22 protein-coding genes are annotated in these 23,318 nt (G+C 52.7%); 3 read left to right on the forward strand and 19 right to left on the reverse strand.

The annotated features are described in order from the left end of the window. Positions 1-491 precede the first annotated feature (491 nt). From ACOQPM_RS10215 to plsX, 12 genes are all read right to left on the reverse strand, one after another. The gene (locus tag ACOQPM_RS10215; RefSeq protein ID WP_420629156.1) at positions 492-1,481 is read right to left on the reverse strand and encodes an ornithine cyclodeaminase family protein; all 990 of its coding nucleotides are present in this window, start codon (positions 1,479-1,481) and stop codon (positions 492-494) included. Between the two features lie 64 nt (positions 1,482-1,545). Then, complete coding sequence (locus ACOQPM_RS10220; RefSeq protein ID WP_420629157.1) at positions 1,546-2,763, reverse strand: branched-chain amino acid ABC transporter substrate-binding protein; 1,218 nt, start codon at positions 2,761-2,763, stop codon at positions 1,546-1,548. A gap of 93 nt (positions 2,764-2,856) precedes the next feature. Beyond that, complete coding sequence (locus ACOQPM_RS10225; RefSeq protein ID WP_420629158.1) at positions 2,857-3,570, reverse strand: ABC transporter ATP-binding protein; 714 nt, start codon at positions 3,568-3,570, stop codon at positions 2,857-2,859. Positions 3,571-3,585: 15 nt separating this feature from the next. Then, the gene (locus ACOQPM_RS10230) at positions 3,586-4,389 is read right to left on the reverse strand and encodes an ABC transporter ATP-binding protein (protein ID WP_420629159.1); all 804 of its coding nucleotides are present in this window, start codon (positions 4,387-4,389) and stop codon (positions 3,586-3,588) included. A 9-nt stretch (positions 4,390-4,398) separates the two neighbouring features. Continuing rightward, a complete protein-coding gene (locus ACOQPM_RS10235; RefSeq protein ID WP_420629160.1) occupies positions 4,399-6,183 on the reverse strand; it encodes a branched-chain amino acid ABC transporter permease in 1,785 nt (594 codons plus the stop codon). Then, the gene (locus ACOQPM_RS10240) at positions 6,183-7,241 is read right to left on the reverse strand and encodes a branched-chain amino acid ABC transporter permease (RefSeq protein ID WP_420629161.1); all 1,059 of its coding nucleotides are present in this window, start codon (positions 7,239-7,241) and stop codon (positions 6,183-6,185) included. The genes ACOQPM_RS10235 and ACOQPM_RS10240 overlap by 1 nt, the downstream gene beginning before the upstream one ends. Positions 7,242-7,420: 179 nt before the next feature. Beyond that, on the reverse strand, positions 7,421-8,734 hold the full coding sequence (locus tag ACOQPM_RS10245; RefSeq protein WP_420629162.1) for a branched-chain amino acid ABC transporter substrate-binding protein: 1,314 nt from the start codon (positions 8,732-8,734) through the stop codon (positions 7,421-7,423). A gap of 360 nt (positions 8,735-9,094) precedes the next feature. Beyond that, positions 9,095-9,769 (reverse strand): phosphate signaling complex protein PhoU, encoded by a 675-nt coding sequence (phoU, locus tag ACOQPM_RS10250; protein ID WP_420629163.1) that lies wholly within the window; start codon positions 9,767-9,769, stop codon positions 9,095-9,097. 8 nt (positions 9,770-9,777) lie between these two features. Next, a complete protein-coding gene (locus ACOQPM_RS10255; protein WP_420629164.1) occupies positions 9,778-10,461 on the reverse strand; it encodes an MBL fold metallo-hydrolase in 684 nt (227 codons plus the stop codon). A 14-nt stretch (positions 10,462-10,475) separates the two neighbouring features. Beyond that, entirely contained in the window at positions 10,476-11,213 is a 738-nt protein-coding gene (locus ACOQPM_RS10260) for a nuclease-related domain-containing protein (RefSeq protein ID WP_420629165.1), read from the reverse strand. A gap of 8 nt (positions 11,214-11,221) precedes the next feature. Further along, entirely contained in the window at positions 11,222-12,499 is a 1,278-nt protein-coding gene (gene fabF, locus ACOQPM_RS10265) for a beta-ketoacyl-ACP synthase II (protein ID WP_420629166.1), read from the reverse strand. A 96-nt stretch (positions 12,500-12,595) separates the two neighbouring features. Then, the gene (gene plsX, locus ACOQPM_RS10270) at positions 12,596-13,594 is read right to left on the reverse strand and encodes a phosphate acyltransferase PlsX (protein WP_420629167.1); all 999 of its coding nucleotides are present in this window, start codon (positions 13,592-13,594) and stop codon (positions 12,596-12,598) included. Between the two features lie 145 nt (positions 13,595-13,739). Here plsX and ACOQPM_RS10275 point away from each other — a divergent pair, with 145 nt between their 5' ends. The 3 genes from ACOQPM_RS10275 (at position 13,740) to ACOQPM_RS10285 (ending at position 15,433) form a co-directional block, all read left to right on the forward strand. Next, entirely contained in the window at positions 13,740-14,039 is a 300-nt protein-coding gene (locus ACOQPM_RS10275) for an ArsR/SmtB family transcription factor (protein WP_420629168.1), read from the forward strand. 62 nt (positions 14,040-14,101) lie between these two features. Beyond that, positions 14,102-14,911, forward strand: a complete 810-nt coding sequence (gene arsM, locus ACOQPM_RS10280; RefSeq protein ID WP_420629169.1) for an arsenite methyltransferase — start codon at positions 14,102-14,104, stop codon at positions 14,909-14,911. A 189-nt stretch (positions 14,912-15,100) separates the two neighbouring features. Beyond that, on the forward strand, positions 15,101-15,433 hold the full coding sequence (locus ACOQPM_RS10285; RefSeq protein WP_420629170.1) for a hypothetical protein: 333 nt from the start codon (positions 15,101-15,103) through the stop codon (positions 15,431-15,433). Positions 15,434-15,525: 92 nt separating this feature from the next. Here ACOQPM_RS10285 and ACOQPM_RS10290 read toward each other — a convergent pair whose 3' ends face one another. The 7 genes from ACOQPM_RS10290 to ACOQPM_RS10320 all read right to left on the reverse strand — a co-directional run bounded on the left by ACOQPM_RS10290 (position 15,526) and on the right by ACOQPM_RS10320 (position 23,312). Continuing rightward, positions 15,526-16,917, reverse strand: coding sequence for a WD40 repeat domain-containing protein (locus tag ACOQPM_RS10290; protein WP_420629171.1), 1,392 nt, complete (start codon positions 16,915-16,917; stop codon positions 15,526-15,528). Positions 16,918-17,189: 272 nt separating this feature from the next. Beyond that, positions 17,190-19,331 carry a TolB family protein gene (locus ACOQPM_RS10295; protein ID WP_420629172.1) on the reverse strand — a complete coding sequence of 714 codons (2,142 nt, stop codon included), beginning with the start codon at positions 19,329-19,331 and terminating at the stop codon, positions 17,190-17,192. Between the two features lie 67 nt (positions 19,332-19,398). Beyond that, the gene (locus ACOQPM_RS10300) at positions 19,399-20,652 is read right to left on the reverse strand and encodes a hypothetical protein (RefSeq protein WP_420629173.1); all 1,254 of its coding nucleotides are present in this window, start codon (positions 20,650-20,652) and stop codon (positions 19,399-19,401) included. Between the two features lie 16 nt (positions 20,653-20,668). Beyond that, positions 20,669-21,232 (reverse strand): hypothetical protein, encoded by a 564-nt coding sequence (locus ACOQPM_RS10305; protein ID WP_420629174.1) that lies wholly within the window; start codon positions 21,230-21,232, stop codon positions 20,669-20,671. A gap of 148 nt (positions 21,233-21,380) precedes the next feature. Beyond that, on the reverse strand, positions 21,381-21,998 hold the full coding sequence (locus tag ACOQPM_RS10310) for a hypothetical protein (RefSeq protein WP_420629175.1): 618 nt from the start codon (positions 21,996-21,998) through the stop codon (positions 21,381-21,383). Positions 21,999-22,118: 120 nt separating this feature from the next. Further along, the gene (locus tag ACOQPM_RS10315; RefSeq protein WP_420629176.1) at positions 22,119-22,883 is read right to left on the reverse strand and encodes a hypothetical protein; all 765 of its coding nucleotides are present in this window, start codon (positions 22,881-22,883) and stop codon (positions 22,119-22,121) included. 63 nt (positions 22,884-22,946) lie between these two features. Then, positions 22,947-23,312: a response regulator gene (locus tag ACOQPM_RS10320; RefSeq protein WP_420629177.1), complete on the reverse strand. Its 366-nt coding sequence runs from the start codon at positions 23,310-23,312 to the stop codon at positions 22,947-22,949. Positions 23,313-23,318 lie beyond the last annotated feature (6 nt).

Genomic DNA, 23,318 nt, shown 5'->3' on the forward strand with positions numbered 1-23,318 from the left:
AATTAGATAGTATGAAAAGTAAAACTGATCCAATTATGTCCGCCGTTCAGTCGCTTAAGCTGCGCGCTCGTTTCCTTTGGCGCGTCAGCTTTAAGCCTTTGTTAGGGTGGCCGTTTTGGATTTAGAATATTCACCATAGTTTTTTCATCGTATAAGGCTACCGTTTGGTTGGTTCTAACGTTGGCTTTACCTAACCTGCCGACAGGTCAGTCGCAAGCCCCGTTAGGCGAGGTTTTTATAGATCAGAATGAAAATAAATCAGGGAACTGATCTCAACTCAACACAAGGATCTTAGGCGATAGATGTGATGTTAGTGGATGCCGTGAGCGGCCGTTTCTTTTAGCACGTCAGCTTTAAGTTGTTGTTAGGACGGCCGTTTTGGTCTGTGTAGCAGGGTTGATTCACGAAAATGTTGTTTATGATGGCAAACTTTGCACGAACTATCTTAGTTGCTTGCGTGTGCAAAATCGGTATCCGCAAGCCGTATAACTTTACAAATTCGCTTCTGTGCCCAGGTTGTGCGCGATGGCGTTGGCCAGGGCGATGCGGCCGGAGATGGCGTCTTGGGCGGCGTTGCCGACCGATTTGAAGAAGGTAATTTGCTGTGGGTCGGTGCGGCCTGGCTTGAGGCCAGCGACAATTTCGCCTAGCTCGGCGTGGATGTGATCTTGGGTAATGAGGCCAGCTTGTAGCGGCTGGATGAGGTCGCCCGCTTCTTCCCAGGCGGCTTCGCGCTCATCTACCACGACGAGGGCGCGTTGGACGGTTTCGGCATCCACTTCTTGCATGGCGGGGGTGTAGGAGCCGACGCCGTTGATGTGGGTACCGGTAGCCACATCTTTGCCGTTGAAAACGGGCTGGTTGCTGGTGGTGGCGGTGCAAATGATCTCTGCGTTGCGCACGGCCGTTTCCGCATTACTCATGATCCGAATCGTGTCAGGAACAGGGCCGACGCCCCGCATCTCCCTTGCAAAGGTAACCGCATTTTCATGCGTGGGGCTGTACACGCGCACTTCCTCAATGTTTCGCACGGTGCAGACTGCCTCTAGCTGGGTGCGCGCCTGCACCCCGCTGCCTAAAATCGCCACGACGCTGGCATTGGGTCGCGCCAGCAAATCTGTCGCCGCACCAGACCCCGCGCCCGTGCGAATGGCGGTGAGGGTGCCGCCTTCCATCAGCGCCAGTGGACGTCCTGTTTCTGCATCCAGCACCAGAACGGCCGCATAAATTGTCGGTTCGCCCCGCGCATTGTTCTTGGGAAAAATAGAAACTACTTTTACTGCCAAATCATTGCTTTGGGCTAAAAATGCGGGCATCACCAGCGTGGTGCCGTCTTGCGAGGCCACATCCACCCGACCGCGTAGCGGCACGACGGCTTGCCCGGTAGAAAGCTGGGCAAAGGCTTGCTTCATCCCCTCAATTGCTTCGGCCATTGGCAGGGCACGGCGAACGTCCTGTGCGGAAAGAATACGCATTTTCATGGGGGTCTCCTTTTTGAATGGGCGAGGCAGTTGGACGTAAGGTTGTTTCCCAACTGCCTCGCCCCTACCCGTCAAATTGCCAAATGAGAGGCGGCGGCCAAAAGGCGTCGGTGCGTACGGCCGTATCCAACTCATACACACCGTACGTTGAGGCGGCACAATCTCCGGTGGGGGTGCAGCGTAAGTTGCCCGTAAGCCCGGCCAGTTCCAGCGTGGTCAAATGCTGGCGCAACGCCTCCCGACCAATAATGAGTGAGCCGTTCTGCCCGGCAATAGCCACCTCTTCAATAGCGGTTAAAAGGAGCTGCGTTGCATCGTAAGCGTACGCTGGAGCCGCATTAGTGGGCAGCGTTTCGTACCGATTCACCCAGGCCGCCTCAAAATTGTCGTAGGCCGACCCTGACAGTGACGGGCCAGTCACATAAATTGTGGTAGAGAAATCCCCAAGCTGTCCGGCAAATTGCGTGGTTCGCAAGCTGTCGCTACCCAGCAGAACTGAGCGATTCAAGCTATTGTTGTTTGCTAGCTGATTGACAATGAGGGTTCCTTCTGGCTCAAAAAGGGCCAGGTAAATCAGTTCCGGGGAGCTATCGGCCGCTTCGGTAAGCAAGTTGGCCACATCAGGTTGGCCAAGCGTTAGCGTTCCCCGGTAGATCACGTTACCGCCTAGCTGCGTGAAGGTTTCAGCGAATTGCTGTGCCAGGAGGCTGTTAAATTCGGAACTGTCAAAGAAAACGGCCGTTTCCCGCACCCCCAGTTCTTCATAAGCAAAATGGGCAGCCACGGTTGCCTGGTGCAGATGGCTGGGGATGGTGCGGAAGAAGGCTAGATTGGGTGCATTTGCCGTCAGGCTGGGGGCGGTGCTGGCAGGGGAGATGAGCAGCCAATCGTTACGACGCACAGTGGGCAAAACGGCCGTCGCCACATCAGAGCAAGCCGGGCCAATAATCCCCACTAGATCCGATTCTTCATCAAGCGTTTGGACTGCTTCTAGACCCACGTCTGGGTCGCAACCAGAATCCAGCAAGAGCAGTTCGATGTTGTGGTCTAGCAGTTCCCCACCCCGGTTAGAAAGTGCCAAATTGATGCCGCGTGTTAGTTCTTGCCCCCAAACGGCCGTTTCGCCAGAGGTGGGCAGCAGGGTGACAAGCTGAATGGGGCTGCCCGGGCGCACCACTGCACAGCCCAACGCATCCTCACACTGAATCGGATCGGTTTGGCAACCAATTACCAACCATAGCAACCCCAAACATAAAAATAGCCAACGACGTCTTACATCCATAAAAACTAAAAGCCACAGAGATCACAAAGAAAATAGAGGCAAGGAGCGTTCTCAAAAATCTCTGTGTACTCTGTGGCCAAAAAAATTTAACGCTTACTCAATCCCCAAATACGCTTTTTGCACGGTGGGGTCTTTTTGCAGCACATTAGCCTTATCGGTAAGAACAATCTCGCCCGTTTGCAGCACATAGCCACGGTTGGCAATTTGTAGCGCCATATGTGCATTTTGCTCTACCAGCAAAATGGTCATGCCGTCTTCGTTGATCCGCTCAATCGCCTCAAAAATGACATCTACCAATACTGGGGCTAGCCCCATGGATGGCTCATCCATGAGCAGCAAACGCGGTTTGGACATCAGTGCCCGCGTTACGGCTAGCATCTGTTGCTCGCCACCAGACATAGTGCCAGCCAATTGGGTGCGCCGTTCCCCCAAGCGAGGGAACATCTCATACGATTTTTCAATGTCGCCCTTGATATTTTCCTTGTCGTTGCGATGAAAAGCGCCCATCTCCAGGTTTTCTTCTACGGTGAGTTTGGCAAACACGCCGCGCCCTTCTGGTACCATGGCAATGCCCCTGGAAACCCAGGCGTGGGCAGGCTGCGTGGACACATCTTCGCCGTCAAAGATGACATTGCCGCCGCGTGGGGTCATTAACCCGCTGATGGTGCGAAGCGTGGTGGTTTTGCCTGCGCCATTCCCGCCGATGAGGGTGACAATTTCCCCATCTTCTACGTTGAGACTGACGCCTTTGAGGGCGTGGATGTTTCCATAGTAGGCATGGACATCGTTAACTTCAAGTAGTGGCATAAGGTTTCTCTCTAACTATGCTTGTGGTTCTGTGGCGGTTAAGGCGGCCGTAGCCCCTTTGCCCAAATAGGCTTCAATAACTACCGGATTGCTTTGGATTTCATGGGGCAGACCTTCGGCAATTTTACGGCCGTAATCCAGCACCGTCACTTTTTCTGATATCCCCATGACCACCTTCATGTCGTGCTCAATCATCAAGACGGTAATCTCTAGCTCGTCTCGCAGCCGCCTGATGAAATCTGTGGTTTCGGCCGTTTCGCGGGGATTCATCCCGGCGGTGGGTTCGTCTAGCAGCAGCAGTTTGGGGCGCGCGCCCAAAGCGCGGGCAATTTCCAATCGCCGTTGGTCGCCATATGGCAAATTTTTTGCTAGCGAATCCCCCATGCCCTTCAAACCGACAAATTCCAGCAGTTCCTGGGCGCGACGCACCGTATTTTCTTCTTCGCGGCGCACGCTGGGCAAGCCCAGCAGCGCACCAATCCAGGTGGATTTCAGGTGCGGTTCTTGGCCTACCATAATGTTTTCCAGTACGGTCATATTGTTAAACAGGCGAATATTCTGGAAAGTCCGGGAAATGCCCATTTGGGTGATTTCGTGCGATTCTAGCCCCACAACCGATTGCCCGTTGAATGCAAGCGTACCTTCATCAATTTGGTAAAAACCGGTGAGGCAGTTGAAAAAGGTCGTTTTCCCTGCGCCGTTGGGGCCAATGATGCTAGCAATCATGCCTTTAGGCAGGACAAAATCAAAATGGTCGGTGGCTACAAGCCCGCCAAATCGCTTTACTACTTGGTTTGCTACAAGGATGTTGTCACTCATGATTTTCACCTACGATTTAGCGGTGACGGGAACGGCCGTTTCGTCATCCCCGTTCCCCTGAATTTCACGCCGATGTACTTCTGAGGGCCATAACCCTTCCGGCCGTACCAACATCATCACAATGAGGGCAATGCCATACAGCAGCAAGCGGAACTCGGCAAATTCGCTCAGTAACTGCGGAATGCCCACCAGGGCAAATGCCCCCACAATCACGCCAGGGATACTGCCCAAGCCACCCACAATAATCAAACTCAACACGTTCACCGAGATGAGCAGCTCAAAGCTGGTAGGGAAAATGGAACCAAGTTTGGCGGCAAAGATAGCCCCAGCCAATCCGCCAGAGGCGGCACTCAGCGTAAAGGCCAGCACTTTCGCATTGGTCGTGTTAATGCCCATTGCTGCGGCCACATCCTCATCTTCTCGGATGGCCATCCAGCGCCGTCCCGTCCGCGAGTTGTTCAACCGCCGCGACACGAACAGCATGAGCAGTGAGGCCAGAATGAACAGGTAATATAGCTGTGGCGGATTCCCAAAGATAATTTCGCCTTCGCCATTGGTTGCCAAGATGCCTAGCTCAAACCGCCCTAAAAAGTTGTTGATCGGGTCTAGTACCACCCCCATTGCTTGCGCTAAAAAGCCGCTAATTTTGGCAGCGGGAATTTGCAAAATGCCCTGTGCGCCTCCAATAAATGGCTTGAGCGCGTCTGACCGAGCCAGTACACGAATGATTTCGCCAAAGCCCAGGGTGGCAATGGCCAGATAATCGCCGCGCATTTTTAATACGGGCAGAGCCAGCACAAAGCCGGTAAACATGGCGGCCACCACGCAGATGGGCACCGCCAGCCAAAATGTCCACGGTTCGGCCACGCCAAAATCGCTGTTGGAGGTGAGTAATGCCATGATGTAGGCGCCCACGGCAAAGTTGGTGACATAGCCTAAGTCTAGCAGACCGGCCAGCCCAATGGCGATGTTCAAGCCCAAGCCCATCAAAACAAAACGGCCGACTTCGTTGAAGATTTCACTCAGGTAGACTCCTAGCAAAGAGGGCAAAATCAACAAAAAGATTATAAGCAGCGAGATGCTAATGCGGCGGCTGTTTTTTTGTTGATTGGGGGTAAAGTTTTGGCGCATGGTTTGGTAGCGAGTTTGCCCACTTTGCTGCCACCAAAAGAAAACGGCCGTTAGCACCACAAACAGCACCACAAACGGTACCCACTTCAACCCTGTGCTGCCAAATAAGCTCCGAAGCGCGTCATTGCTCAAGCGCGGGCGCAAAACACCAATCAAAATGTCAGACATAATGCCACAGCCAACGCTCCACGCCAGACCCATGAAAAGCGGCCGTCTAAATCGGTTGGGTAATAACGCCAGACCAACCCCCACAAGCCCCAGCCCACCAAAAACCAGCATCAACAGCAAACCACCGACCACCACGTTTTCATTATTTAAAGTAAAAATCGCAATCAAATCAGGTTTCACATTGATGAATGAATCTCTGATGGTTTCCCAAATCAGCGTAATTAGCAAAAGGACAAAAATGGGAACCCCGGTCAAAATGCCAGCCACACCACCATGTAGTAGCCTGCTGCCAAAAGCGTCTGCTTCCAGCCGGGATATTACTAAAAAGCCAGCAATCAAGGGCATGCCAAACAACAGCAATTGACCCAGGGTAATCAAATCTGTAATAACAAAACGCTGATTAAACGCATCAATAATGCCAATCATGCCCAAGCTTAAAGTAACAGCCCCGGCAATCAATCCCATGTTTACGGTTCTTCGCAGTTGCTCGTTCATTATGCTTTCTTCTCCGATAGCCGCTCACCAATAATGCCTTGTGGACGGAAGATGAGAACCAAAACCAACATGGTAAAGGCGATCACATCTTTAAGCTGATGCGAACCGGCAACCCCCAAGCCCTCTAAAAACAGCGGTGGGCCAATCGCTTCAATTACACCTAAAAATAGCCCGCCCAGTGCCGCGCCGGGGATACTGCCAATGCCGCCCAGCACAGCGGCCGTAAACGCCTTGATGCCGGGAATGAAACCCATAATAAAATTTAGTTGCCTGAAAACAATTGAATAGAGTACGCCAGCAACGCCAGCCATCGCTGCCCCCACCATGAACGTAATCGTAATCGTACGATTCACATCAATTCCCATAAGCGTGGCGGCATCCTTGTTCTCGGCCACAGCACGAATGGCACGGCCTGTTTTGGTGCGCTGTACAAACTGCTGCAAGCCAAGCATCACTAACAAAGAAGTGACAATTACAGCAATGTCTGCCTTTTGGAAATCCAAGCCCAGGAACTCAACCTTGCCATCAAACAGTGCAAACTCTGGAAAGGGAATAAGAGAGGAACCATAAAGTCCACGGAAATAATATTGCCAGAAGAAGGAAGCGCCAATTGCAGTGATGAGCGGCACAAGCCGGGGAGCATTACGCAGCGGACGGTAAGCCACGCGCTCTGTTAACACTGCCACCCCCATTGACATTAGGATAGAGCTTATAAAAATGGCTAAAAGGCTTAATATTGGGTACCGGGCAGTAAGGCCAGCATTTTCAAGCGGTAGGGCAACCAGGACAGTTGAAGACATGGCTCCAGCCATAAAAAATTCGCCGTGAGCAAAGTTAATCATAAAAAGCACACCATATACCATGGTGTAGCCTAAAGCGATTAAGGCATACAAGCTTCCCTGTGACAAACCGGACACAAAGAAATCGAGCCAATCGGAAATGGTGTAATTATTTCCCACGCCGAGAATAAATTTACCAAACATGCCCCAGACCACAATGCCGATAATGCCAATACGAAAAAACCAAAGAACGAGGTCAATGTAGTTAAATCTTTTCAAGATTGCGTCCCCTTCTTCCTTACATTTAGCAAACAGCCTGTGAGTTGTATCACAGGCTGTCTAGAATAAAACGTATACAAACTGTAAACGAGCAGCTAACAGGCATAAAATCTGCCAGATGTCGTCTTAAAAATGAAGCCCAGCTTGATAACCAAGCTGGGCTTCACAGTGATTAACGATTACTCGTTTTCGTAATTCCAGACTGCGTTGAAGGAGCCGTCTTGAACTTGGCTCACGGCGATTTGTGGATCTGCACAGTCGCCATTCTCATCACAGGAGATGGTGCCGGTGATACCTGCCATACCATCGGTAGCGGTCAAAGCGTCTAGCAGTGCCTGACGGCCGATTAACATCGTGCCATCCTCGCCAACCTGTGCAACTGCTTCAATAGCATTCAACAGCATGTTGGTAGCGTCATAAGCGTGGGCGTGGAATGGAGCCGTCGGTTCTGTGCCATACTCTGCCTGGTAAGTTTCCAGGAAGGCGGTGTAGATGTCGTTGCCAAAGCCCAAATCTGGCCCGGAAACATACATACCGGTAGCTGCGTCACCAGAGGCATCAAGGAAGTCTGGGGATTGCACACCGTCGGCGGCTGCCAACACAATACCTTCTAGGCCATCAATTTCCTGAGCGGTTTTGGTGATTAGGGAGCCTAATGGAATGAATACCGGGTAGTAGATGATCTCTGGCCCGGCCGCTGCGATAGAGGTCAACAGCGGTTCAACGTTGGTTGCATCGGCTGCTTCTGCTTCAAAGGCAACAACCTCGCCGCCCAATTCAGTGAACGCATCGCGGAATACAGAAGCCAAACCTTCGGTGTAGGGGTCACCATCATGTACAATGGCCGCTTGAGTCAAGCCCAATTCGTTAAATACGTACTCAGCCATCGCCCGACCCTGAATCTTGTCATTGTGGGCGGTGCGGAAGTAGCAGGATTGGCGTGTTTCTGGGTCAGTCAGTACGGGCGCTGTGTTGGATGGAGAGATCATGGCGATACTTTCCGCGCACACAATTTGAGACATGGGTACACCAGCACCGGAACAGCTTGTGCCAATAACCCCAACAATGGATGGATCGGAGGCGATCTTCTGCCCAGCTGCCTGACCGCCTTCAGCGTTACAGCCATCATCTTCGGTTTGCAGCTCAATGGAATGGCCATTGATTTCGCCACGGTCAGCAATAGCGATTTCTACACCGTATTGCGAATCTAAACCGAGCGATTCGTTTGGCCCAGTGATAACCAGAGCAGAAGCTACCCGGATGGGATCGCCAGGAGCAATCTCAACACAGCCAACGGCATCCTCACAGACGAGCTCTTCCATCATCTCTTCATCCATTGCTTCGTCTTCTTCGTCCATAGCCTCATCGCCAGAATCAGCAGCGGTGTCCCCAGAATCTGCTTCTGGTTCGGCATCATCACCACTGCCACCACAGGCAACGAGCACCATGGTCAGCAACAACATCAATAAGGTTAACCAACTCAAACGTTTCATGTAATTCTCCTCCTTACGGAAAATTATGGGTAATGTATCTGTTTGCAGAATTGCAAACATCTACTTACACAACGGATAAAACCAACGCAAAAAGGCTTGCGCTGTTAACAAAATTAGGTGGCTGCTTTGGTCATTTAGCTTGATTTATATTGATTTTGGGCAACTATCACTTCCTCTTCCAAATATTTACCAGGGTGATTTGCTCATATAGTGGTTCAAAATTCTATTGGCAATGCTTATAGTTGTCAACCAGACAGTTGCTTTCAAATTCTAGGCTTGGTGTCATGCTCAAATTACCAAGTGTGTGGCAATCAAGTAACGGCCAAGAAGTTTGCAGGTTTTTTCCAAAGATTACGCAGCTCACGCATCCAGCGTGGTTGGGGTTTCTACAAATTCACCAGTGCACATAAAGATGACGCGTTCGGCAATGTTTGTGGCGCGATCACCAATTCGTTCCAAATTGTGCCCAACCCACAGTAAGAACGTGGCACGGCGAATGTAGGCGTCTTCTTTCATCTCTTCTAGCGATTCGCGGAACAGCTTGTTGTATTGTCGGTCTATTTTGTCGTCTCGCTTGATCATGTTCAGTGCAAGTTCTGGATCAGCCTGGATGAACGCATCAATCCCTTGCCGAATCATATCGCGGGCGCGTTTGGCCATTTTGGGCAGCTTGTGAAGCGTATCTATTTCGTCTTCCCCTTCCATACGCTCCACTAATCGGGCAATGCCTGAGGCATGGTCGCCAATCCGTTCTAGCTCGATAGCCAGGTGAATGGCGGCAATGACCGTGCGTAGGTCTGAGGCAGCAGGGGCTTGCGTGGCCAAAATTTGCAATGCTTTCTCTTCGACCTCGAACCGAATCTGGTTAATGGTTTCATCGTCGGCTACGACTTGATTGGCGAGCGCCACGTCGCGGTTTTGCAGGGCAAGCATGGCGCGTTCGATGCTTTCATCAGCAGCACTGCTAAGGCGTATAATGTTGTCTTTTAGTTGTGCTAAATCTTGATCTAATATAGTGCGACTGGATAATGTCATGATTTTTCTTACTCCTGGCGTAGGGTATTAAAAAGTTGCATGATTTGATCTGAGGTGTGATTGGTGGATGGTGAGCCGTGACCGGTGGCGATAACGGCGGGAGAAAGTTCTAGTAGGCGGATGGCAGAATGGCGTGCGGCCGTTTTATCGGCAGTGATGGCTGGGCGAGTGAGGTTGATACGGCCGTTTCGCGTGTCAATGGCATCACCAGCAAACAGTACACCAGCTGTGGGGCTAAAAAACGAAAAATGATCCAGCGTGTGGCCTGGCGTTGCTAACACCTGCAAACCACCCAGAAATGGTAGCGTCTCCCCATCTTTGAATACAGAGATTTTTTCCTGCGGTACCGCACCGTACTTCATAAACGTATCAATGATCCATTGAACAAGCATGGGCATGTGCTGAGGTGATTTTCCTTGACTGATAAGCTGTGCTGAAGCCGCCCCAGCCATAATTTGAGCCCCCGACGTATTGTAAAGAGCTGCCAAACTACCAACGTGATCAATGTCTGCATGGGTAATAAGAATATGGGTCAGGTCGGTTGGCTGGTGGCTCAACTGGCGTAATTTTGTAAAAATCTTGTCTTGCTGCCGCGGCGTACCGGTATCAACCAGCACCACATGTGGCGCATCAATAATCAGATACACGTTGCTGCTTGTCTCTAGCCAATGGATATTGGGCGCAATTTCCATAGGAACCGTGCGATTTACACCTCAGCCTCAACAAACTCAGGTTCGTCGAGAAGATGCGCGGCTTTTTTATCGAAGGCGGCCTGGATGGCGGCAAAATCTTCTTCCGATATGGGTTTTTCTCGTCTTTGCTGCCGCAAGTACCCTTTTATTTTGGTGTAGTGCATGGCGGGGATGGTTGATTTCTTGAGGTCAAGATTTTTATTCCCTTTGGCGGTAAACACAATCATGGCACCAATGGGAACTTCTTCAACAGAGGGTGCATTTTTGTTCAAATAGCTGGCGATGGCTTCAACACTCAGTTCTGCTTCACGCGAGGGATTGCCGAGCCGTTCCTGGGAGAAAAAGCGACGCAGCCCCAATCCGGTCTGTTTCCATTTGTCACCATCCACGGTAATGGAACCGCTTTGGTATTTGGTAACAAAGATGATAATGCCAGAGGGGATGAGCAACACGTGGGAAGCGGGGAGGAGGTAATGATAGATACGGCCGTTCCGCGCCACCTTTCTTAGCACCTCATCCAGCAACTCATCTGGCCGAGGGTCACGCACATACCGGTTGCCCAAATAAATGCCAATCTGGGACAACATCCAGCCAAAAAACAGAGCCACCAACTGGTAAAAAATCAAATTGGTGGCATCCGGCAGAAAAAGAATGAGCATACCCGCCAGCAAGATACCCATGCCCAAGAAGCTGGTAATCTGGCTAGCGCGCTTTAGCCGAGCAATTCGTTGATCGTCTCTTAAAATAACCATAACAAAATTTACACATTTTTATCATATTTGCCCAAAACCAAACAGGCATTTTGCCCGCCCAGGCCAAACGAATTAGACATTGCCACCTGCAAAGGGGCAGAACGAGGGCCATTTGCCACGTAATCCAGATCGCATTCTGGGTCTGGCGTTTCGTAGTTCCAGGTGGGGGGAATGATGCTCTGATTGAGTGCCAGCGCGCAAAAGATGGCTTCGATGGCTCCCGCGCCGCCCATAGCGTGGCCAAGCACTGACTTGCTGCTGCTGATGGGTACCTCATAGGCCCGTTCGCCAAACACCGTCTTCACCGCAAATGTCTCCGAAGAATCATTCATCGGCGTGGAGGTGCCGTGGGCGTTGATGTAATCCACATCGTCTGGCTGGAGGCAGGCATCCTGCACCGTCCACTGCATGGCGCGTACAGCCCCAGCCGCTTCTGGGTCTGGCTGGGCTACGTGGTAGGCATCGGCGGAGGCCGCGTACCCTTTTAGCTCTGCGTAGATGCAGGCGTTGCGTGCTAGGGCGTGATCTAGCCGCTCGATGATGAGTACGCCTGCGCCTTCGCTTAGTACAAAGCCATCCCGGTCTTTGTCGAAGGGGCGGCTTGCTTTTTCTGGCGTATCGTTGAAGCCTGTGGAGAGGGCGCGCATGGCTCCAAATCCGGCAATGGCAGCTTCGTGGATCAGCCCCTCCACGCCGCCGGTGATCATCATGTCGGCCCGGCCGCTGCGGATCAGTTCCATTGCTTCGCCAATTGCCTGGGTGCCAGTAGCGCAGGCGGCAGTTACCGTACTAATTGGCCCCAACGCTTTGGCCAGCAAACTAACGTGGTGGCTGGGCATGTTGGGCAAAAAGCCCGTCATGGCAAAGGGGCTGACGCGGCTGAACCCTTTGCTCCGCAGAATTTTCAGGTTTTCATCGGCCACTTCAAAGCCGCCCACACCTGTGCCCACCAGCGTGCCGACCCGCTCCGGGTTGGGCACAGGTTCTGGCAGGCCAGCATCATCTAGTGCCATGCGGGCAGCCGCAACGGCAAGCTGCGAGGCGCGGGACATGCGTCGCGCTTCTTTGAAATCCATATACTTTTTGGCAACAAATTCTTTGACCTCGCCAGCAATGCGAGAAGGTAGTCCTGAGGCATCGAAGTTGGTGATGGGGCCAATGCCGGAACGGCCGTTTAATAAACTGTCCCAGCTCTCTTCCATGGTGTGTCCTAGCGGGCTCATCACGCCGATGCCCGTAATAACAATACGCGGTCTGCCTTTGGCATCCAGAAATTGGTTATTCATGGTTATCTGCTCGTTTTCGGTGATCAGTAATCCGTATTCAGTGAGTCGGTAATCAGTTGGTTTGCCGATCACCGATTACGGATTACCGATAACTGTTTATCGATCACCGGAAATTCCAGTCGTAATTGCCTCGACCACATGATTCTCTGCCACGCGCCGGGCTTGCCCGATGGCCTGCTTGATAGCGTACGCATTGGAACGGCCGTGGGCAACAATTACAACCCCGTTCACCCCCAACAGTGGCGCACCACCTACCTCATCTGGGTCCAGATGGGCACGCACGCGCTTGAAAGCTGAGCGCGTTAGCAGCCCACCCAGCATCGAGATTGGGTTTGCTGTTAGCTCCTCACGGATAATGCCGGACATATAGCTGGCGATGGATTCGGCCGTTTTCATAATTAAATTACCAGTAAAGCCATCCACCACGCCCACTTCGGCCGCGTTTTGCATAAACTGCTTTGGTTCAATGTTGCCCACATAGTTGAGGCCACTTGCTTCCAGCAGTGGAATGGTCTCTTTGATCAACTCATTCCCTTTGCCCTCTTCTTCGCCATTAGAAATAAGGGCCACGCGCGGATTTTTTATTTTGAGTACCCGCTCCACGTACAGGCTGCCCATAATGCCAAATTGCAGCAAATAGTCGGGGCGGCAGTCGGTGTTGGCACCGTTATCAATGAGCAAAGGCCGATGCTTAGTGGGGAAGATGACACCGAGCGCAGGCCGCTTGATGCCCGGAATGCGCCCCAGCCCCACCCGGCGCAGCATAGCCACGGCCAAAATAGCCCCCGTATTGCCTGCTGAGACAAACGCATCTGCCTGCCCATCCTTTACCAGCGACAGCCCCATGTGCATAGAGGAGTTGGGCTTACTTTTTACAATTTTGGATGGCTTGTCTTCCATTGTGATGGCTTGGTTGGCATGAACAATCTCCAACGACAGGCCGCTGCTATTTTGGACGGCCAGCCGTGCTTTGATTTGAGCCTCGTCCCCCACCAAAATAATCGTGTCGCCAAATTCGCGGGCAGCGTTTACCGCTCCGGCCACGTCTGGGGCTGGATGCTCGTCACTTCCCATTGCATCAACAACAATCCGCATCTTGCTCTCTCGCTTTTTAGAGGTAGATGGCGGATTCTAGCGGTGGCAAATGGTTAAGTCAAACGGGGGAAACGGCCGTTTGACAAAATTAAATCATCGTTTATAATGCCATCATATTGACGATCTTCGATATGATGGCGAGACGATGATAGACCCAATTACCTTTGGCAAAGCAATTGCCGACGAAACCCGACAAAAAATCATGAATCACCTCTGTTGCCAATGGCTGTGCGTGAGTGACGTGGTTGATCAGTTGGGCGGCGTATCGCAGCCGACGGTGTCGCATCATCTGGCCATTTTGCGCGACGCTGGGCTGGTGCACACCCGGCGCGAAGGCAAGCAAATCTTTTACTCCCTAAATCAGGATGCGGTTGCCTCTTGCTGCGGCATTCTGATGCAAAAATACGCCCCTCAAGTGAGCATTTCTAATATAGCCGTTCAGTAGGCTCCCTTTTGCAAGGGAAAATTTTTTACCCAGACATATAGACAAATATCAATGTGAGGTGAATGATGACAACAAAAACACGTACGAACGAAGAAATTCATGAGGCAGTGCAGGATAAATACGGCCGTATCGCCCAAGACTTCCAGCCGGAGCTCAAAGTACTCAACGATACCGCAAGCTGCTGCGATCCAGCGTCTGACACAGATTATTGTGGCAGCGACCTGTACGATGTGGACGTGAGCCAACTGCCTGCAGATGTTACCGGACTTTCGCTTGGCTGTGGCGATCCCATTGCCATTGCCAGCCTGGAACCGGGCCAAACGGTGCTAGATTTAGGCTCTGGCGGCGGCATTGACTGCTTTTTGGCGGCAGAGCGCGTAGGGCCAACCGGGCAGGTCATTGGCGTGGACATGACGCCGGCGATGCTGGAAAAAGCAAATCGCAACAAGGCCAAGCTGGGTGTAGAGCATGTGGAGTTTCGCCAGGGGCAGATTGAAGCATTGCCGGCAGCTGACGACAGCGTGGACGTGATTATTTCTAACTGCGTGATCAATTTGAGCCCGGACAAAACGGCTGTATTCAAAGAAGCGTTCCGGGTACTCAAACCGGGCGGGCGACTGGCCGTGTCTGACATGGTGACGCGAGGCAAATTCACCGCGCAAGAGCGAGCCGATATGTCTGCCTGGGCAGGCTGCATCACTGGCGCGGAGGATGTGGCAGATATGGCCGCCTGGATGCGCGGCGCGGGCTTCACGCAAGTTTCCATCCAAAACAAAGAAGAGGTTGGTCTGGAATTAGCAGATGTGGAACCGCACGTTGGCTCAGCCCAAATTTTTAGTGCGCGAATTACGGCCGTGAAGCCAAACCGCTAGTGAAATCCGGGGATAGCTCACATCATTACAGCAAATGATTACAGTTGTCATGCCTGCGAAGACAGGCATGACAGTTTCTAAAAGCGCAAGTAATCTCTGAGCTATCCCAAAACCAAACAGTAATCTCAGATTACGGCCGTAAAGGCACCAAATAGTTTGTAGGTAGCTTACTCAGATAATGGAGACAGCATGACCGTACCAATTGATATGCCAATAACAGACATTCCCATCGCTTGTGACCTAACAGATGAGGCGTTGGTGAACCGACGACAGAGCATTTTTGCGTCATTGTGGCATCTTGTAGAAGAAGAACACGAACTGAATGATGGCTACGCTTTTCGCTTTCCTGGCACAGAAGAAATTGCTCAAGAAGTGATAGCTTTCTCACTAGCAGAGCGACAATGTTGTGCTTTTTTTCAGATAGAGTTGGTTTTTACGCCTGGGCAAGAGGCAATTTGGTTGCGTTTGCGGGGTGGAAGCGGCGTTAAGAACTTTATTAAATCTGCTTTGACCGTAAGTTGATCAGAGGTTGGCTCAGGTTTGAAGTCACGGGCGTAACAACAAAATGTGACAGTCATTTCGCAAAAATGACTGTCACAAAACACCCCTCCAGTTTAGCGAATTTGCCACACAAGCAGCTGCCCGTCCCGGCTGCTGCCGGCTAATTGGGTGCCATCTGGTGACCAAGCGAGGCTGTAGATCATCTTTTCATGCTCGGAGCGGTTGACGAGGGAACGGCCGTTCTCCGCATCCAGCACCACCACCTCGCCATCATCTGACCCCCCGGCCAGCTTACTACCGTCCGGCGACCAGATAAGGTAGCGTAAATCACTTTTTGCTGGGCTGTCGAACGTCTCTAGCAGTTCCCCGGTGGTCGCGTCCAAAATGTTGATGGAGGTGATGTGATAGTAGGCAATTTTGCTGCCATCGGGCGACCAGGCCAGGCTGTCCATACGGCCGTTTGGCCGCCAATTGGCCACTTCTTTCCCCGTTTGTGCATCCCAAATGATGATGTAGCCCCCGCCGACAGCGTAAGCGACTTTGCTGCTGCTAGGCGACCAGGCTAAATCTTGTCCCACGCCGCCCGCGTCAGTTTGCAGCGTGTGCAGTGCTGCACCGGTGTCGGCTGCAAAAAGCTGGATGATTTTGTTGCCAATATCGGCGGCAATGGTTTGTCCATCGGGTGACCAGTGCAGGGTGTAGGCTGTTGTGTCCATAGGTAGAGTCAGCGTTTGCAGCACGCTGCCATCGGCTGGATCGACCAGCAGCAACTTCTCTGGCAGGCTCACCCCCAGCGCCGTTTCCTGCGGAGAGATGGCCAATGAGACAATCCGCTCCTCAAATTGGGTGATGACCGTGGCCGTTTGCCCAGACCATTGTTGGAGACGGCCGTCTTCATCCCCACTCAGCAGCAAGCCAGACGACGGCTGCCAAACAACATCGCGTACCGGCGTGCTGCCCGCCTCTGCCAAAACCACACGACTGCTGCGCGACAAAATGCCGCTCACCAGCCCCAACCCAGCGGCAACCACCAGCAGGCCAATCGTCACGGTAGAAACCAGCGACCAGCCAGGAACGTGCATCCCGCGCTGCACCCAGCCTGCCAAACCGGTCAGCCCGGTGAAGATAAATAAGCTGCCCGGCAGTGCGGCCATGATGCCAGCCAGCCACTGCTGGTCACGTGCACCAATGGCCAACGCCAGTGCTACCCAGCCAATGCCCAGCAGCAAATTGCCATACCCGCCGACGAGCGCCAACGGCCGTATCGGTAGCCGCGACATGATTGCCAAACCCAGCACAACGATGGCTGCTGGCAGCAAAATGAGGGTGAAGAAGAAGGCGAAGCCTGGCCCCAAATCAGCAACGCCACTGGTGGGACGCTGTGAGGCGGGGATGAAGGCCAGCCCGGCAATGAGCAGTGCCAGGCCAATGAGTAGGGCGGGAACTGCCCCGCCGATGAGCAGGAAACGGCCGTTTGAACCGTTGCTAAGTGTGGTTGTAGTCATCTGGTTTCTCCTGTGCAAACCAGAGAAAATGTTTTGAAAAACGAAAGGCGATTGTTCTATGGTTTGCCAAGTAAAAGCCAAATTTACCCTCGATCTAATTCAAGATACCTTTTGGCTTTTACATGAAAAGCAAGTTGTTGTTTCAAGTTGTTTTCAGGATACGAATTGTGCGTGATGAAAGCGTGATTGAGGGGAACCCCCTCCCTAGCCCTCCCCCAAAAGGGGAGGGAACTGGCTCCCCCTCGCAGGGAGAGGGTTGGGGTGAGGGTGAATCAGTTGGTTGGCACCGGTGACCAGAACAGTAGCGTATCCCAATGCTGCCCGCGTAGTTCGCCGTTGGTGACGGCCGTTGGTACAAAATCTGGTGCGTCAGCCACGTAGAGGTTGGCTGGGCTTTCTGCATCAAAGAAAAGCAAGGTTGTTGTGTCTGGCACCATTTGTACCTTTCGCACCTCTCCTTCCACAATGAGCTGCACGCCTACGTTTGGATTGTTGCGATCATAAAGCCACAATCCTTCTGGTTCAGAGGCTCGGTCGTGCCAGGCGTATATGCCCCAACTGTAAGAGTTTAGCGATATCTCCGGGGGCAGGGTCACATCCTCTGGCCCGAAAACTTTGCCGCCATCTTCCGGGAAGATGAGCAGCCAACTGTCCAGGGTTTCATAGTAGAATGCGCTTAGTGATGGATCCCAATGGAGGGGTGAGATGTGGAGGGGGGATACGGCCGTAACTGGCGAAAAACTGCCATCAATTGGCGAAATGAAAAAGACGCCATCATTTTCAAAATCCTCATCACCACAGCCCGCCACCGAGCCATCGCTAAACAAAATCGTTTCACTGGTTGGCGCGTAGGCGATGTATTCGCCGCCAAAGGTGTGAGGCCACAGCGAGATGGTTTCGCCCGTGGCCACGTTGATGGCCCGCAAATTTTTGGCGCAGGGGAACTCTTCTGAATGGATGAGGATGGTGTGGTCGCCCTGCCAGCCCAAAATCGTTTCCCAACTGGATTCCGGATCGTCGTGAAGGGTCACCACGCCACCGCCATCGGCACGGGCTGACCAAGCGGCGGTCACTTTGGCCACGCCGGAGCCGAAGCTGAACAAGATGCCCTGATGGAAAATGTACTGGCCGTCCGGCGACCAAATTGGATTGGCGGCGTGGGCAGGGCCGTCGGTAAGCTGGCGCACCTGGTCATCTGCCAGGTCGTAGATGTACAGGTCACTGGTGGGGCCGTCGTATGCGCCAATGAAGGCAAGCTGGCTGCCATTGGGCGACCAAGCCATCGGCCCGACGGTGTAATATGCTTGGCAGGGGTCACTGTCCCCATCTACGCCCAGGCAATCCAACGGGGCATCTGGCGGCACAGAGATGTCGCTGATGAGCGGGGTGATGGTGCGCTCGGTTTGGCTGCGTAGTTCAATTAGTTTGAGGATGGGTTCTTCGGCAACGGCCGTAACATACGCCAACCATTGCCCATCTGGGGAGATTTCTGCCAGCAAACTGTTTTGGCCGTAAGCCACCAAATCATCTGAAAGCTGGGTGATGGCCGTGCCGTCGCCGTTGGCGGCAAAGATGCCGTTGAAGTTAGCCATCACAATCCAGGGCTGATCTTGTTGCAAGCCAGTGGCGATAGGAACCAAAGTTGCCGTTGGCTCTGGAATTTTGGTTGCTTCAACCTCTACAATCGTGTCTGGTGTAGCGGTTGCTCCAACTTCTACTTCGGGGGTAGCCGTTGGTTCTGGCGTAATTTCAATGGCGGGTCCAATTTCCACCGTAAACTGTGCGCCCCGCTCGTAAGATTCCAATTCACCTTCGGCAGAAATGACGATTTGCATGTGGCGATAGCTGTTTTCTGGCAGCATCCCGGCGGGTTCCTGCACCCACATCGTCACTTCAACGTCGCCGCTATCGCGCGTGGTGACGGTGGGTGTTGAGTACGGCAAGGCTCCCGGTTTCAGGAAATCCTCATTTTCTCTGCGAATGACGCTAAATTCTGCCATGAGTCCGTCTTCTGCCCAGATTTGCGCCAATCCTTCCCGATTGGCGGGATCGTCCCAGCCGTTGTGCAGCAGGGCGGGCTGGGTCATTTCAGAAACGGAGCCGACTTCATCAACGACAATCGCTTCTTCAAACATGCAGCCGTAGTCGTAGGCAAAAGTACCCACGATGGCTACATCATTGAGGTCGCGCACGGGCTTGAAGCAGTACTCTCCTTCATCCACTCTGTCGCGGGTGATGGCTTCATACGCTTCGTGAATGCCTTCGCTGGTGGTGAGGTCGTAACGGCCGTTTCTCGCACCCCCATCATCGTCATCGTCAGACGGCCGTGGGGTGGGTGCTGCGCTGCCAGTGCAGGCAGCTAGCAGGGCGAGCAATAGAAATATGGGAAATAGAAAGCTTGGCTGTTTGTTCATGATATTTGGTAAGTGAGTAATTGGGTAATTGGGTGACTGAGCAATTACTCAATTACCCAAATACAAATTACATAACTGGTTCTGCTAAAGGTGCTGCGCCATAAGCGGCAGCGGCAGGATTGGTGGCAAAAGGCGGCCGTTGGGCGTTGTACGTTTGGCGTGGGGCAAAATCGTTAATTTCCACCCGGCCACCGTCCAAATTTAGCCCCAAAATGGCGCGAACTTCATTTTGCCAATTGGCTTCTGGCTGGATGGCATCGGCATCCACTGTTTGTACATTACCCACCGCCAGCGGCAAGCCAGGATCAATAGAAACATTGCCTTCGGCCTCATCTACGTGCGGCACATCCTCGATGTCGTCCACGTCCAGCGGCTGCTTGCGCCCGCCTGCGGCCACAATCATGGCCACGGCGTCGGTGTACGGCTGGCCGTGCATCAGCCCGTTGCCAACGAAGTTGTTGTTGTTCACAATCAGCGGCGGCATCTTCAGGTTCAGTGCCAAAATCGCGCCGCCAAAGTTGGTATAGAAGAGGTTGTTGGTGAGCTGGATTTCATGGGCAGCATCGGCCGGACCAATTTCCAGGGCGGCGGGATTGCTGGTGTTCACATCTGGATTCAATGCCCAGTTTAGCAGGAAGCTGCACCGATTGACGACGATGCGAGCGGGTTTGTGGCGGAAGCGCGCGCTGTCCAGCTTAATCGGAATGATGTTGTTGAGGAAGATGCAGTTATCGTACCGAATTTCGGCGGCGTCGCTGGCGGCGCGGATGAGCGGTTCCATCATGCGGTGGGGCGAGTTCATGAAGACGCAGTTACTAAACTGGAGCAAATTTGTCTCAAAGTACATCAATTTGAAGAATGGGTGCGTGCAGGAGCCGTGCCCCATCAGGCTGTTGGTTTGGGCATCGTAATTGTTGGAGTTGCCAGTATCAATTACCAGGCCATCTATGACTAATGCCGCCAATTTGGAATTTTTGGCGAATTTGAAGATGGGGGCACTGCGCTCGCGGATGGTGATGATTTGGCTGGGGGTGTGGAATGGATCCCGGTTGGTGAAGCTGCTGTTGTAGCCGCCGAGGATGTGGAGACGGCCGTCCACATTATCAAATTGCGGCAACTCGTAAGCACCAGAACCGAGGTCGCCGTCATATTCGCCAGCGGCTACTTTAATTTCGACGGTGATTTCAGTGCCTTCATTGAGTGCTTCGGCAGCTTTGCGAAAGGCGCGGGTGAGGCTTTTAGCGTACTCAGCCTGCATGACAGCGGCTGCTGCCTTGCCTGTGGGTTTGTCTACAGTTACGAGGATTGTTTTGGTGGTCATTGTTTTCTCCTTGTGATCAAATTGATTTTTGTTCTAAAAATGGGAATTGATAAGTCAGTTCGTTTAGGTAATGGTGATGGCGATTGCTCAAATCTTTTTGGGCAGCGATGGCGGCGGTTAGCAGCGGCAGTCGCGCTTTGATTTCTTCACGCAAAACGGCCGTTGCCTCAATAATTCGCCCTTTTTCCCGCTGTAAATCTGCTTTGCCCTCTTTTTCAAAGCCACGATCTATGGCATAGAATAGCTCATTAAAGTTGCGAAACGAGCGAACGATTTGCACTAGAGCCTCCTGTTCAACAGACATTAGTTCTGGCGGTGGTGTGAAAGTAGACGGCCGTATCAATTTGTTGTTGGCATAGTTCCAGCCAGTGATGGCAAAGGGAAAATCTGCCTTGTCAGGATACAGATAATATTTCAGGCGACCCAGCGGCGTGTCTAACTCCTGGCCTTCGTGCGTGGGTTGCAGAGAACGGCCGTTGTGGCGCAAGTCGCCATGCTGCCCTTCGCTGCGCGTACCCGCATTGGCATAGCTAATGTGCAATATCCAGTTCTCTTCTTCAAATTGGCGTTCGCTGTTCATCAAATCCGTTGCTCACTATCGTATTTGCAATTAGTGTAGCGCCCCAACGTGATGAAAGCGTGATGTTGCGGTTTTCGGTGAACGGTTATCCGTAATCCCTAATCGGTGAACGGTAATCGGTTGGTGATGACTGATGACGGTTTACCGATTACTGATCACCGACATATGTCCAGATGGACGTGCCGTCTGCGCCGATGAACCAGATACGGCCGTTTCTGTCTGCCTGCACCGTTTCGGGGCGTATCTCGTCTATGTTCATCGGAACGTGGGTGATCTCGCCGTTGCGGTGGCGCAGCAGGCCATGATATTCTGGCCAATGGGGGCTAACCAGCCCCTGCCACGCCAAAAACCACATCTCATCCCCCAAGCCAAAGCTAACATCATCGCCAGCCACGAAGGCAAATGTTTGCCACTGCTCATTTTCCCAACTGTACAAGCCTGCTGGCGGCGACGACGCGCCGCCGATGCGATCTGCTTTGGCCCACATGATGCCTGTTTCATCCAGGTGCAGGTCGGAAACGTAGTTAATCCAGGTGTCGGAGGAGAAAAATTGGCCAGGGTCTGTGAGGGGAAGCTGCGTCCAACCGCTGCTGGGGTCGTAGCGCAGCACGCGGTGTTCGCCGTCACTGAGGCTATTTTCCAGGCTCGCCACCCAGATGCGGCCTTGTGGATCGCGCACCAAATCTAGCACGCAGCGACCCGCTGTCTCGCCTGGCCCAGCCCAGGATTCGCCATCAAACCAGCGCGCGCCATCGCCATCGCGCAAAAAGTAAGTGTCAAATTCAGGGTTAATTAGCAGGGAAGGGCAAGCACTCGCCCAGATGTTGCCAAAGGCATCCCGCGTGACGCTGGTGAAGGAAAGGTATGGATCGTAATCGCCAGACTGCTATAGTGCTTCTAAGAGTGGCGCGTAGCCAACGTCTTCACCGCGCAGGGTTTCCCACTGCTGGCTGGTAGGGTCAAAGCGGTGCAGTCCGTTACGGCCGTGGGCAATCCACACGTGCCCTGCATCATCCACCGCCAAATCTTCGATCTCATCCTCTGGATTGGTCAAGCTACTCGTATCCAAAGCTGGGCCGACGCCTTGCCACCCTTCATGTTCGCCAAAATAAGCCAGCGTGTCGCCGAGCCAAAACCAGGTTCGGGTTTCATGGTCGTTGCCCAGAATGATGGCGTGATGGGGCTGTGCTTCTTGCCAACTGCCGTCTGCAAAGGTGTAGAGAGAAGTCGCGGTCGTTACCCAGGTGCGTCCGGTAGCTGGCGATACCCACAGTTGCTCGATTGGCTGGCTGGGGAAGGTGGTGTCTTGAACGATGGAATAGGGAACGGCCGTTTCTGTTGGTGCTGCGGTTGGTTCAGGGGTAGCGGTGTTGATGGGGATTTTGGTGGAAACGGCCGTTGGCTCCTGCGTTGGCGTAGGAGTTTCGGTAGGCAATGTGGTGGCCGTTGGTTCGGTTGTTGGGGTTTGGGTGGGTTGGGTTTGAGAAATGGTTGGCGGGTTAGTGGGACTTGTGCTGAGTGAAGTCGAAGTAACGGCCGTTGCTTCCACTTCCTGGTCAGGTATAGGCGTGGGGGCTATTTCCGCTGTTGGTGTGCAGGCCACACCCAGCCAAAATAGTGCAAAAAGTACAATTCCAAATAATTTTTTCATCCTGTCACCACTCCTTTGTGTGCGTTGGTGACAGAAATCTAGCTTGCCCGCGTTATGGAACCGTTATGAGGGCGGTAAAAAAGCAGCTAACTTTTCAAACAGCAAATCCTCATTCAGTGGCTTGCTCAGGTAATCATCGCAGCCAGCTTCCCGCGCTCTGGTCTCGTCGCCGCTCATGGCGTGTGCCGTCAGGGCAATGACGGGAATATGCTTAAGCGCATCATCTGCCTTGATTTGCCGGGTTGCTTCCCAGCCATCCATCACTGGCAAAGACATATCCATCAAAATGAGGTCTGGTTGCTCCAAGGTGGCCAGTTCAACCCCCTCCTTCCCATTACGAGCCACAACCACAGCGTACTCATCTTCTAATAACTGCTCTAGCAAATCTACATTAAATTCAATATCTTCAACAATCAAAATCTTCTTCATAATTAA

The sequence above is a fragment of the Candidatus Leptofilum sp. genome (assembly GCF_965223525.1).
Lineage (GTDB): Bacteria > Chloroflexota > Anaerolineae > Promineifilales > Promineifilaceae > Leptofilum.